The sequence below is a fragment of the Bacteroides luti genome, from assembly GCF_900128905.1.
Classification (GTDB): Bacteria; Bacteroidota; Bacteroidia; order Bacteroidales; family Bacteroidaceae; genus Bacteroides; species Bacteroides luti.
Genome location: NZ_FQTV01000015.1, coordinates 1 through 12,698 on the forward strand (window position 1 = coordinate 1; position 12,698 = coordinate 12,698).

A 12,698-nucleotide genomic window follows, 5' to 3' on the forward strand; every position below is an offset into this window, starting at 1 on the left:
GGTTCCACCTCTTCCCATTCCGAACAGAGAAGTTAAGCCTGATCACGCCGATGGTACTGCGTAACAGTGGGAGAGTAGGTAGCTGCCGTTTTATCAAAGAGTCCTGTTCATGAAGTATGAATGGGACTCTTTTTTTGTATATATGAGTCTCCTTATAGATATGCTACCTCTCCCCGAATAACGTGAACTTTTGTGATTATGCTGAATGCTGTAACTGCTGTTTTTATGTGCATATATCAATTTGGTAGGTAAATATTGATACTTGATTAATTGCCTGAAAATTAATTGATTAGTGTAAGTGCTCCGTTTAATGTCTCTGCTTTAGAATTTAGATAAATGTAATTATTGCTTATATATTGTCTTTTAGAATTAAAATTGTTGAATTTATATAGCATTTTATTGACTAATTGTTTTTTTTTTATTACTATTGCTCGCAAATGAAGCAATCATAGTTTTAATGTGTTTTAGCATTAAAATTATTGTGTGGCAAAAGTCATGTTCAATAATATTAGAATTTGCTCTCTAAATAGTTACAAAAGGTATATTAATCTGATATATCAGGTTTTATTAGAGTATTGATTATATATATAAAATATTAATTTTAGCAAAATAATATCTATTTACATACTTATTTTAAATTTGATAATGCATATATTACTTTTGTTATTATATTTGCAATAAAATACAGATATATAATCTGTTATCATTGCTAATATGTTTTTGGTGTTATATATTTTTATCTATTTCGGTGTATAAAGTCTATTTACTCTAAAAAAAACTGATTAAAAATTGTAAAAACGTACCATAGTAACAATTTTGTTCTTATTTTTGTTGCACGTTTTACGTTTAGACGGTAAATGCTATTTGAGACACATTTTTAGGTATATTATGCTATGAAATAAATAAAGAATAAATTAGTTAGTCGTAATTGGAATATGCTATTATTAAAAAATAGCACATGCTTTTTACAGCTTTATATGTATTGTATACCAAGGTTATTTTATATAAGTGAAAATTATTAATTTCTAAAAATAAATTGTTTAAAAAAAACTATTATGGAAACTACTCAAAAAAAATCTAAGAAAACGTCTGTTAAAGGTATTAAAAACGCGGGTCTTGTTATTCTAGCGTGTTTGGTTATTGCAGTTTGCTTTTATAATTTTGTATTAGGTAATCCTTCAAACTTTGTGAATAATGATCCTTCGAATAACCCTCTTCCAGGTAAACTTCTAGGTACTATGTACAAAGGTGGTGTTATTGTACCTATCATTTTGACTTTGTTATTCACTGTATTGTCATTAAGTGTTGAGCGTTATATCGCTATTAAGAGCGCTTATGGTAAAGGTTCATTGACTAAGTTTGTTGCAAATATCAAAGCTGCCTTGGAAAAAGGTGATCTTAAAGGTGCTCAAGCTATTTGTGACAAGCAAAGAGGTTCTGTTGCTAATGTAGTAGGTGCTACTTTGCTTAAATATGATGAAATGGAAAAAGATGCTAGCTTAAGTAAAGAACAAAAGTTGTTGGCAATCCAAAAAGAACTTGAAGAAGCTACAGCTCTTGAATTACCAATGATGACTGAAAATCTTCCTATCATTGCAACTATCACTACTTTAGGTACATTGTTCGGTCTTCTTGGTACTGTAATCGGTATGATCCGTTCATTTGCTGCTTTGTCTTCTGGTGGTGGTGCTGACTCTACAGCTTTGTCACAAGGTATCTCTGAAGCGTTGGTTAATACTGCTTGTGGTATTGCTACTGGTGCGTTAGCTGTTATTTCTTACAACTATTATTCAAACAAAATCGATAAATTAACATTTAGCCTTGACGAAGTAGGTTTCTCTATTGTTCAGACATTTGCAGCTTCTCACTAATAAGCAGTAAATAAATTTTTTAAAATAGAAATAACTTATGGCTAAAGTAAAAGTTGCAAAAAAGGACACTTTCATCGATATGACAGCGATGAGTGACGTTACTGTATTGCTCTTGACCTTTTTTATGTTGACCTCAACCTTCGTAAAAAAGGAACCAGTAAAAGTAACGACACCAGGTTCTGTTTCTGAAATTAAAATTCCAGAAAAGAATGTCCTCTCAATCCTTGTCAATCCAGAGGGCAAAGTATTTATGGCCTTGGATAGACCAGATGACATGGAACAAACACTTGTAAGTGTGGGAGAACAATATGGTGTTAAATTTACACCTAAACAAATAAAAAGTTTCAGAAAGAACACCACATTTGGTGTGCCTATTAAGGTAATGAGCACTTTCTTAGATTTACCTGAAAGAGATCAGGATGAAGCTCTTAAAAGAGAAGGTATACCTACAGATAGTGTTGACAATCAATTCAAAGTATGGGTAAAAGCTGCTCGTGCTACGAATCCAGATCTACGTATTGCTATTAAAGCTGACCAGAATACTCCTTATTCTGTAATTAAGAAAGTAATGAATTCACTTCAAGACATAAAAGAAAACAGATATAATCTGATCACTTCTTTGAAAGCTGTTGAAGCCGAAAAAAAATAGATGAAATATGAGCGCTGATGTAGAACAAAAAGATAGCGGAAAAGGAAAAAAGGGAAAGCAGAAAAAAATGAAAACCCGCGTCGACTTTACGCCGATGGTGGATATGAACATGTTGCTTATCACTTTCTTCATGCTTTGTACATCTTTGAGTAAACCTCAAACGATGGAGATAAGTATGCCAACTAATGATAAGGTTGATGAATCTCAACAGACTAAAGTTAAGGCTTCTCAAGCTGTAACTTTAATTCTTGGTGAAAAAGATAAGGTTTATTATTATCTAGGTGAGTTTAAAGCTGGTGATAATTCTTTGTTGCAAGCAACTTCTTATACTGCTACTGGGATAAGAGACTTACTTCTGAGCAAAAACAGAAGTATTGTAGCGAAGGTTAATGATTTGAAACAACAGAAAAAGAATTTAAAAATTTCTGCTGAAGAATGTGCTGCAAAAATTGCTGAAGCTAAGGAAGAAAAAGGTTCTCCTACAGTTATTATCAAAGCAGCAGACAAATCAACATACAAAAATCTTATTGATGCTCTAGACGAAATGCAGATTTGCTGTATTAGTAAATATGTTATTGTACCTATCACTGATGGCGAGAAGGCTTTATTAGCTTCTGCCCAAGGTGCGAAATAATTAAGTTAAACACTAAAACAAGAAAGTAAAATGGCAAAAATTAATTTAGCTTCTGAAGAATGGTGTGACTTAATATTCGAAGGAAGAAATAAAGGGTATGGTGCATATAAAATGCGTATGGATGCTCCAAAAAGACATAATCTATCTTTGTTGATTATCGTTCTTTTGACTGCATTCTTTATAGCTGTACCAGAACTTATAAAATTGGCAACTCCTGAACAAAAAGAAGTTATGACTGAGGTCACACAATTATCTAAGTTGGATGATGCTGAAGTAAAGGATAAAAAGTTGAATAAGGTTGAGCCTATCGCTCCTCCTCCTCCTCCTTTAAAGAGTTCTGTAAAATTCGTTGCTCCTGTAATTAAGAAGGACTCTGAAGTTAGAGATGAAGACGAGATGAAGAGTCAGGAACAATTACAAGAATCTAAGGTTACTATTTCTATCGCTGACGTAAAAGGTAACGATGAGGAACACGGTAAAGACATTGCTGAAATTAAGCAAGTTGTAACCCAGGCTCCTGTAGAAGAAGTAGAAGAAAAACCTTATACAGCTGTAGAACAGATGCCTCAGTTCCCTGGTGGTGAATCTGAACTTTTGAAATACATTTTCGATAAATTGAGATATCCAACAATTTCTCAGGAAAATGGTGTTCAAGGTAAAGTTTATATTCGTTTTGTTGTTTCTAAAACAGGTGATGTTAAAGATGCGCAAGTAATGCGTTCTTTGGATCCTTACTGTGATAAGGAAGCTCTCCGTGTAATCCGTTCTCTTCCGAAATGGATTCCTGGTAAACAAAATGGTGTGAATGTTCCTGTATATTATGTAGTGCCTATTACCTTTAAATTACAATAAAATGATGAAGTTCTTCAAATTAATTCCAATATTATTCTTTTTGCTTCTTTGCTCATGTAAAGAAAACAAGCCTAAAGATGGGTGGACTGATACTTTAACATCGGGAACAGTTCCTGTTGCTGTTGATGAAGGTTTTCAACCTATTATTGAAGAAGAAATTGCTGTATTTGAAGGACTTAATTCTGAGGTTCATATAAAACCTAAATATTGTAGTGAGGTAGATGCTATAAATAGTTTATTAAAAGATAGTGTGCGATTGGTTGTTTCCACTCGCAGACTATCTTCTAAAGAAATACAATCTTTTAATAGTCGTAAGTTTTTCCCACGTGAGGTTATAATGGCTTATGACGGTGTTGGTTTGATTACTAATAATCAAAATCCAGATTCTCTTATTACTGTTAGCCAGGTTAGAAAGATTCTAACTGGTGAGATTACTAAATGGAAAGAAATTTATCCAAATTCTAAATTGGGTAATATTCAAATTGTTTTTGATAATCCAAATTCAAGTACAGTCCGTTTTGCAAAGGACTCTATTTGTTTAGGAAAACCTTTTGCATCTAAAGGAATTAATGCTAAAAAGACTAATCTGCAAGTTTTTGATTATGTTTCAAAAACGCCTAATGCTATCGGAATTATTGGTGTTAATTGGTTGGGTGCTAAAAATGACACAACAAATTTAACCTTTAAGAAGGAAGTTCGGGTAATGGCTGTTAGTAAAGACAATATAGCTGACGGTTCTAATAGTTATAAACCTTATCAAGCCTATATTGCTTTGGGCGATTATCCTTTTTACCGTGCTGTTTATTTGTTAATTAACGATCCAAGGCAAGGTTTGTCTTCTGGATTTGCTAATTTCTTAACTTCAGATCGCGGACAAAGGATCATTCTTAAATCCGGTTTAGTTCCTGCAACACAACCGGTGCGTATTGTAAATGTTAAAGACGAATACTAATAATTGATTTAAAAATTGCAAAGTGATGAAATGTAACTTAATATTTTCTTCAATCCTCTTTTTGGCAAGTTTTGCTTTTTCTCCACTTCAAGCGAAGGATAGTGAAGGTATCTCTTTCTATAAGGCAGGTTTCCAAAAACAGGCTAAAGTCCTATTGTTTCAAGAATTGAAATCTAATTCTACAAATTCTGCTGAAACTTGTTACTTCTTAGGGAATGTCTATTTTGGAGAGAGCAAGAATGACTCTGCTTTATATTACTATAAAAAGGGCTTGTCATTAGATGCTGAGAGTGCTTTGAATAATATTGGTTTAGCTAAGTTACAGATTAAATCAAATGCTGTTCAAGCAAAAGAGGCAATTGAAAATGTTTTAAAAGGAAAAAATAAGAAGAACGTTGACCTTATTTTAGAGGCTGGACGTGCTTATTTAGAAAATGGTGAGCTTTTAGGTGCAAATGATTATTTGGAGAGAGCTCAGAAAATTACAAGAAAATATGCTCCAGTTTTTGTTTTAGCTGGTGATATTTTCGAATCTAAAAAAGATGCAGGTCAAGCTTGTAGCATGTATGAACAAGCTATTTTGTTTGATGCAAATTGTCGTGAAGCTTATGTTAAGTATGCTCGTGCATATCGTGATGTAAATACAGCATTAGCGGTTGAAATGTTAGGTCGTCTTAAAACTCAGGAACCTAATTTCTCTTTAGCTAACAAAGAATTAGCTGACCTTTATTATGCTAAGAATGATTTTGATAATGCTGCAAAATATTATGGAGAGTATATCGCTTCTGGAAATTATGATACTGACGATTTGAAGCAATATGCTATGACTCTTTTCTTAAATAAAGATTATAATAAGTCTTTAGAAATAGCTCAGATGGGTTTGAAACTGAATGCTCAAGATCCTGCTTTCAACCGTTTGGCAATGTATAATAATGTAGAGCTTAAGAAATTTGATGATGCTACTGTAGCTGCAGATAATTTCTTCAATAAATCAAAAGATGCTCAATTCTCATATTTTGATTATACATATAATGGTAGTATATTAGCTGAAAAGAAAAAATATCCGGAAGCTATAGCTTCTTTTGAAAAAGCTATTGAAGCTGATACAACTAAAACTGAACTTTTATCTACAATTTCTGGTCTTTACGAACAAGCTGGAGATCCTGTAAATGCAATAAAATCATATGAGAAATATGTAGGTAATGTTTCAAAACCTAGTGCTGATTTATTAGTTGAATTGGGTAAGAAATATTATTCATATGCAAATACTGATAAAATTCTTCCAAATATAAAAACATCTTCATTATTGAAGGCTGATAGCCTTTTTGCTAAAGTGGCAGAAATGGAGCCTGATAATTATAGAGGTAATTGCTGGAGAGCAAGAGCTAATTCTAATTTAGATCCGGAGGCAACAAAAGGTTTAGCTAAACCTTTTTATGAAAAAACTGTAGAAATCTGTTTAGCAAAAAATGATCCTCGCTATAATCCGGTCCTTATAGAATGCTATAGTTATTTAGGATTCTACCATTTGGTAGCTGGCGAAAAAAGTAAGAGTGCCAGTGAATATGAAACTTCCAAAGGATATTGGAATAAAATTCTGAAGATAGAGCCTGGGAACTCAACAGCCCTTAAAGCCCTTGAAGGCTTAAGTGGTTCAAAGAAAAAGAAATAGCTTGAATATTATATTTATGAAGAAGTAGATTTTTATATTTCTGCTTCTTCATAAAATAGTTGTGTTTTTTATGTTGTTTGTTATTTGATAGCAGACAGTATCTTCTGTGCACCTATAACTTTGGTTTTATTTATTCAGACTTCTTTTTGTTTAAAGATTGTATCTATATCTTGAGCAATATAGAGAAAGTGCTAAATTAATATCATGACGCTTTTATAAATTGACTCTATATCTTGATTATTATAGTGTGTTTTTCTATTTAGATATTTTTTAGTAGGATTTTTTATATCTTTTTCTGTGGCTATATTTTTGTAGCTCATAAAATGTGGTTGTGTTTGTTAATCATTGATTATCAAACTCAATTTTATGTATCTACTTCTCGTTTTGTTGCTTTTTATTTACTTTTTCTTGCCTTTTTACCCTCTTGTAATTCCTTTATTTCCATTCATTGGTCGGAAATTTTATTCTACCTCATTTATGACCAATTAGGAATATAGTTGGACTCTTGGTAAATGTGTGCGTGTTACAAATGATTCTTTTGATGCTTTTATATGTCGTGGAGTAAAAACAAAAAAGAGAACCAATTTACTTGATTCTCTTTGCTTAGTTGCGGAGGCTCGACTCGAACGAACGACCTTTGGGTTATGAGCCCAACGAGCTACCAACTGCTCCACTCCGCGATGTTTGTGAGTGCAAAGGTACTGCTTTTATTTTAAAAAGCAAATTATTTATGTAATTATTGTATTAATTGAAGATAATGACTGTTTTTGCAACTTTTTATATTTTCCCATTTTCTACTCTTTTTCTATAAATTGTTTGTTTTCTGATTGTTATTTTCTTATTAATATTCATCATAGATTGATTAGTATTTTAGTCTGTATGACCCTTTATTGTGAATATCCAGGTTATAACTTAGACTAAAATAATGGGGGGATTGTTATTGAATTTATTTCCATCTAAATAAGATTTTTCATCCTTACCAATAGTGCATTTGGTTTCAAAAATAAATAAATAGTGATTAAATAGGATGATAAGAGAGAGAGAACTCTTTCATTCAAATTATTTATAGTCAATGTTTATCCTCTAATCTCACATAATTTCGATATGGTAGGTATCCTAAAATTCCCGCTAATTAAAAGACTTATCCTAAAAATGAAGCTTAAAGTAAAAATGTAAAATACTATAAGTTACTTAAGTATTTAATCACTAGGGATTTCTGTATGATTCAGGATTTCGGTATGATCCTTTAATTGATGGGAATAGGCTACAAACAAAAAAGAGAACCAATTACTTGATTCTCTTTACTTAGTTGCGGAGGCTCGACTCGAACGAACGACCTTTGGGTTATGAGCCCAACGAGCTACCAACTGCTCCACTCCGCGATGTTTGTGAGTGCAAAAGTACTGCTTTTATCTTATAAAACAAATTATTTTAAGAATAAATTTTCAATAATAATAAAATCAGAACGTAAAATGCTCTGTACTAGTTTCATGAATTGATCATTGAATAACACAATTAATTAAATTAGTAAATCTTTTCTTGTGTAATAAGAAGAAAAGAACTACTTTTGCTCAAATAAAACAATAATGTGCAGGTATAGCCTATGACTGTATCAAAAACCAGAATTAAACTAGTAGACGTAGCTCGACAGCTTTTCGCTCAAACAGGAGTTGAAAATACTACAATGAATGATATCGCCCTTGCTTCTAAGAAAGGCCGACGTACTCTTTATACTTATTTCAAAAATAAAGATGAAATTTATTCTGCTGTGGTAGAATCTGAGTTGGATATACTTTCTGAAACAATGAAAAAGGTATCAGAGAAGAATATTTCCCCTGATGAAAAGTTAATAGAATTAATTTATACTCGCTTGGATGCTATCAAGGAAGTTGTTTCCAGAAATGGCTCTTTGCAGGCTAATTTCTTTCGTGATATCTGGCGAGTAGAAAGAGTTCGAAGGAGATTTGATGCTAAGGAAATAGCACTTTTACGCGCTGTCCTTACTGAAGGAAAAGATAAAGGTGTTTTCCAAATTGATGACGTTAATATTACAGCTAATATAGTTCATTATTGCGTGAAAGGAATTGAAGTTCCATATATTAGTGGTCATCTGGGACGTAATTTAGTTCCGGAAGTTCGTAAGAAATACGTTACCAATTTAGTTTATGGAGCATTACGTAGAAAAGAAATCAATCAATAAATAAACGATTAAATTACAATTATTATGGGATTATTAGATGGAAAAACAGCAATTGTAACCGGAGCTGCTCGCGGTATCGGTAAAGCAATTGCTTTGAAGTTTGCTTCTGAAGGAGCAAATATTGCATTCACTGACCTTGTTATTGATGAAAATGCTAAGAATACAGAAAAAGAAATAGAAGCTTTTGGCGTAAAAGCTAAAGGTTATGCTTCTAACGCTGCAAACTTTGAAGATACAGCTAATGTTGTTGCTCAGATTGTTAAGGACTTTGGTCGTGTAGACATTCTTGTAAATAACGCTGGTATCACTCGTGATGGTTTGATGATGCGTATGAGCGAACAACAATGGGATATGGTTATTAATGTGAACTTGAAATCTGCGTTCAACTTTATCCACGCTATTACTCCGGTTATGATGAAACAAAAGACTGGTAGCATTATCAACATGGCTTCTGTTGTTGGTGTTTCTGGTAACGCTGGTCAATGTAACTACTCAGCTTCTAAAGCTGGTATGATTGGTTTAGCTAAATCAATTGCTAAAGAATTAGGTTCTCGTGGCGTTCGTGCAAATGCAATCGCTCCAGGATTCATTATTACAGATATGACTGCTGCACTTACTGAAGAAGTAAGAGCTGAATGGGCTAAACAAATTCCTTTACGCCGTGGTGGTACACCAGATGATGTAGCTAATGTTGCTACTTTCCTTGCTTCTGACTTGTCTTCTTATGTAACAGGACAGGTAATTCACTGCTGTGGTGGTATGAATATGTAATTTGAGGAATGACCGTAATATACGAAGATAATCACATTATTGTTGTCAACAAGTCGAGCTCTGAGATTGTTCAGGGAGACAAAACAGGCGATACTCCACTATCGGAGACTGTTAAGCAGTACCTGAAGGAGAAATACAACAAACCAGGCAATGTTTTTCTGGGAGTTGTTCACCGGTTGGATCGACCTGTAAGCGGAATAGTTCTTTTTGCCAGAACCAGTAAAGCTCTTCCTCGTCTTAACGAGATGTTTAAGAATAGCGAGGTTAAAAAGACTTATTGGGCAATCGTAAAGAACTGTCCGAAGGAACCCGAAGGCGAATTGGTTCACTATCTGGTGCGTAACGAGAAACAAAACAAAAGTTATGCCTATGATAAAGAGGTTAAGGATTCAAAGAAAGCTATTCTCGACTATAAGTTGATTGGGCATTCGCAGAATTATTATCTTCTTGAAGTGCACCTGCATACCGGAAGGCATCATCAGATTCGATGTCAGTTGGCAAAAATGGGATGTCCCATTAAGGGAGACCTGAAATATGGTTCTCCACGTTCAAATCCGGACGGAAGTATTTGCCTGCATTCACGGAAGATTTCCTTTATTCATCCGGTTTCGAAAGAACTTATTGAATTGGAGGCTCCGGTTCCTGAAGGAAATTTGTGGAATGGATTTGAAATGCTAGGATAATCATTATCTTCTTAAAAAATAATTAAAGAGCTGTTTGCCGGAATAAAATCCAGTGAACAGCTCTTTTTCTTAAATATGCATTAAAGCCTTCTGATATTTTGTAACTGCATAGGTGTATGCAATCTTATAACCTTTAAAATCAGGAAAGTTATTCTTACCTTATTTCGTTATTACTTGGTTTTACTTCTGATATTACTTCGGGTATCGTTTGATAAAAGTAATTTTATTTTTAGTAATAGCTTGCTATACAGTTGCTTATGCTGCCCGTTTTTTCTTAAAAAGATAAATAAATCTTCGAAAAATAAATAACTGATATAATCTGATTTACTTTAATGCTTCGTATAAAGCTACCAGATATGCTTCAAACCTGGTGCTTTTATGAATTTTCTTTTTAGCTTTCTTATCCATATCTGGTGGCAATAATATCAGATAGAAATGGCTTATATAAAAACACATTCAATCTTTATTAGATGAGCTTTTGAGGCAGACTGTTTTCGCCAAAAGTTACGAAGAATATTACTTCAGGTATCGTTTGATAAAAGTAATTTGAACTTTAGCAATAGCTTCCTATACAGCTGTTTATGCTCTTTATTTTTCTTAAAAAGATAAATAAATCTTCCGAAAAATAAAGAATTGCTATAATTTGCCTTACTTTAATGCTTCAGATACAGCAGTCCTGTAAGTCTCAATCTTTGTGCTTTTATGAATTTTCTTTTTTGCTTTTCTATCCATATCAGGCAGCAGATATTCCCAGATTGTCTTCATTTTGGTTACAAGCTGATCGTTTCCTTGCAAGTGTGCTTCGTAATAACTTAAAAGTGAATTATGAAATGCCTTCACTTTGGCATACATTTCTTCCCGGGAAAGAGTTCTTCCCAATTGATATTCGTAAGCCAACGCAGGATTGGAAAGCAATCCTCTGCCAATCATTACCCCTGAGAGGCTTGGAAAGCGGTCTGAAATCGTTTTTATGTCGTCTAGGGTAGTGATGTCTCCGTTGTAGATAATTGGATGCTTACAGGCGTTATAAAACGTTTCGAAAGCATTCAAGTTAGTTTCTCCCTTGTATTGTTGTTTACCAATGCGGGCATGCAAGGCGATTTGCTTCAGTGGAAGACTATTTAGTAAAGGTAGAAGTGCAAGGCATTCCTCCGGATTCTCTAGCCCTAAACGCATCTTTACCGAAAACGTCATATCTGGGAAGTCTTGAATGCACGCTAAAAGCTCCTCAACTTCATTTGGAAAGGGGAGAATGCCCGAACCTTTATGACGGCGTACCAGCATAGGAAATGGGCATCCCATGTTTATATCAGCTTCTTTATACCCTTTTTCCTGGAAGAGTGCGACGATTTTCTTCATTTCTTCAGCGGTACTTGCTATCAGTTGCGGTACAAGATGGTGAACTGTATTGTTCTCTTTCTCTATATCCCGTAGTTCTCTGTTGCGGAAAGATTCCCCTTTTTCCAAACGGACAAAGGGTGTGTAGTAAGTATCTACGCCACCAAAAATTGTTTCGTGGGCGTTGCGATAAGGTGCATCGGTAAAGCCCTGTAAAGGAGCAAAGTGAATGGGGATTTTCTTCTCGTCTTGCATATATCTTTTTTGTTGGCAAAGATAAGTTTAAAAGGAGAACTTGAACCAATCTTGCGGAATAATCCATCGATGTGTGGTGCCGAATTTCTTTTTTGCCTACTTTTGCAGTGAATTTCATAGGTGATAAAAAGATGGAACGAATAAAGAATATTGTATTTGACTTCGGTGGAGTGATTGTGAATTTCTCGCGTGAAGCTGCAGTGAAGAAGTTTGAAGAGATAGGAGTGGCTAATGCCAATGATTTACTGGATGCATATCATCAGAAGGGAGCTTTCCTCCAAGTGGAAGATGGAACTATCAATGCTGAAGAGTTTCGGATTATTCTGAGTGAACTGGCCGGAAAAGAACTTACTTACGAGCAGGTTAAAGAAGGATGGCTGGGCTTTATGCTCGATGTTCCTCAATATCGTCTGGAGTATTTGCTGGAACTTAGAAAGAAATATAAGCTCTATATTCTGAGTAATACAAATCCTTATGTTATGAGCTGGGCTCGTAGCAATGATTTTACGATAGCAGGAAGACCTTTGGACGACTATTTTGATAAAATATATACTTCGTACGAACTAAAGGCTGTAAAGCCCGGAAAAACCATTTTTGAGTTAATGATTAAAGATGCGGATATGTTGCCTGGAGAAACATTGTTTGTTGACGATGGACCGGCCAATATTAAAATGGCAAAAGAATTAGGTATGATGACGTTTCAGCCTATCAATGGAGAAGACTGGCGTGATGATTTAACTGCTTTGCTGAAGTAAGATTGTGGCTAGTCTGTGGCCGGACTTCTATTTATAGAGGTTCAGGATGGTTAATAAGCTGCTTTT

The 12,698-nt window shown here is 34.1% G+C and carries 11 protein-coding genes, 2 tRNA genes and 1 rRNA gene; 11 read left to right on the plus strand and 3 right to left on the minus strand.

Annotated features, from left to right (window positions below; translation table 11 throughout):
• The 7 genes from rrf to BUC21_RS12950 form a co-directional block, all read left to right on the plus strand.
• A 5S ribosomal RNA gene (gene rrf / locus BUC21_RS12920) occupies positions 1 to 91 on the plus strand; the annotation flags it as partial.
• 964 nt (positions 92 to 1,055) lie between these two features.
• Complete coding sequence (locus BUC21_RS12925; protein ID WP_073403095.1) at positions 1,056 to 1,871, plus strand: MotA/TolQ/ExbB proton channel family protein; 816 nt, start codon at positions 1,056 to 1,058, stop codon at positions 1,869 to 1,871.
• 37 nt (positions 1,872 to 1,908) lie between these two features.
• Positions 1,909 to 2,520: an ExbD/TolR family protein gene (locus BUC21_RS12930; RefSeq protein ID WP_073403096.1), complete on the plus strand. Its 612-nt coding sequence runs from the start codon at positions 1,909 to 1,911 to the stop codon at positions 2,518 to 2,520.
• Between the two features lie 7 nt (positions 2,521 to 2,527).
• Positions 2,528 to 3,154 (plus strand): ExbD/TolR family protein, encoded by a 627-nt coding sequence (locus tag BUC21_RS12935; protein ID WP_073403098.1) that lies wholly within the window; start codon positions 2,528 to 2,530, stop codon positions 3,152 to 3,154.
• 30 nt (positions 3,155 to 3,184) lie between these two features.
• On the plus strand, positions 3,185 to 4,006 hold the full coding sequence (locus BUC21_RS12940; RefSeq protein WP_073403100.1) for an energy transducer TonB: 822 nt from the start codon (positions 3,185 to 3,187) through the stop codon (positions 4,004 to 4,006).
• Position 4,007: 1 nt separating this feature from the next.
• The gene (locus BUC21_RS12945; RefSeq protein WP_073403102.1) at positions 4,008 to 4,958 is read left to right on the plus strand and encodes a PstS family phosphate ABC transporter substrate-binding protein; all 951 of its coding nucleotides are present in this window, start codon (positions 4,008 to 4,010) and stop codon (positions 4,956 to 4,958) included.
• Between the two features lie 61 nt (positions 4,959 to 5,019).
• A complete protein-coding gene (locus BUC21_RS12950) occupies positions 5,020 to 6,630 on the plus strand; it encodes a tetratricopeptide repeat protein (RefSeq protein WP_245797118.1) in 1,611 nt (536 codons plus the stop codon).
• Between the two features lie 607 nt (positions 6,631 to 7,237).
• Here BUC21_RS12950 and BUC21_RS12955 read toward each other — a convergent pair.
• Positions 7,238 to 7,310, minus strand: a tRNA-Met gene (locus BUC21_RS12955).
• Positions 7,311 to 7,939: 629 nt separating this feature from the next.
• Positions 7,940 to 8,012, minus strand: a tRNA-Met gene (locus BUC21_RS12960).
• A 221-nt stretch (positions 8,013 to 8,233) separates the two neighbouring features.
• Between BUC21_RS12960 and BUC21_RS12965 the strand changes: the two genes are divergently transcribed.
• Genes BUC21_RS12965 through BUC21_RS12975 form a run of 3 tightly spaced genes read left to right on the plus strand, consistent with a single transcriptional unit; the run spans position 8,234 to position 10,284 of the window.
• Complete coding sequence (locus tag BUC21_RS12965; protein WP_073403104.1) at positions 8,234 to 8,830, plus strand: TetR/AcrR family transcriptional regulator; 597 nt, start codon at positions 8,234 to 8,236, stop codon at positions 8,828 to 8,830.
• A gap of 24 nt (positions 8,831 to 8,854) precedes the next feature.
• On the plus strand, positions 8,855 to 9,601 hold the full coding sequence (gene fabG, locus BUC21_RS12970) for a 3-oxoacyl-[acyl-carrier-protein] reductase (RefSeq protein WP_073403106.1): 747 nt from the start codon (positions 8,855 to 8,857) through the stop codon (positions 9,599 to 9,601).
• 8 nt (positions 9,602 to 9,609) lie between these two features.
• Positions 9,610 to 10,284, plus strand: coding sequence for an RluA family pseudouridine synthase (locus BUC21_RS12975; protein WP_073403108.1), 675 nt, complete (start codon positions 9,610 to 9,612; stop codon positions 10,282 to 10,284).
• Between the two features lie 648 nt (positions 10,285 to 10,932).
• Here BUC21_RS12975 and BUC21_RS12980 read toward each other — a convergent pair.
• Positions 10,933 to 11,877, minus strand: a complete 945-nt coding sequence (locus tag BUC21_RS12980; RefSeq protein WP_073403110.1) for a tRNA-dihydrouridine synthase family protein — start codon at positions 11,875 to 11,877, stop codon at positions 10,933 to 10,935.
• Between the two features lie 131 nt (positions 11,878 to 12,008).
• On the opposite strand from BUC21_RS12980, the gene BUC21_RS12985 reads away from it, so the two are divergent.
• Positions 12,009 to 12,632: an HAD family hydrolase gene (locus BUC21_RS12985; RefSeq protein WP_073403112.1), complete on the plus strand. Its 624-nt coding sequence runs from the start codon at positions 12,009 to 12,011 to the stop codon at positions 12,630 to 12,632.
• Positions 12,633 to 12,698: the final 66 nt, after the last annotated feature.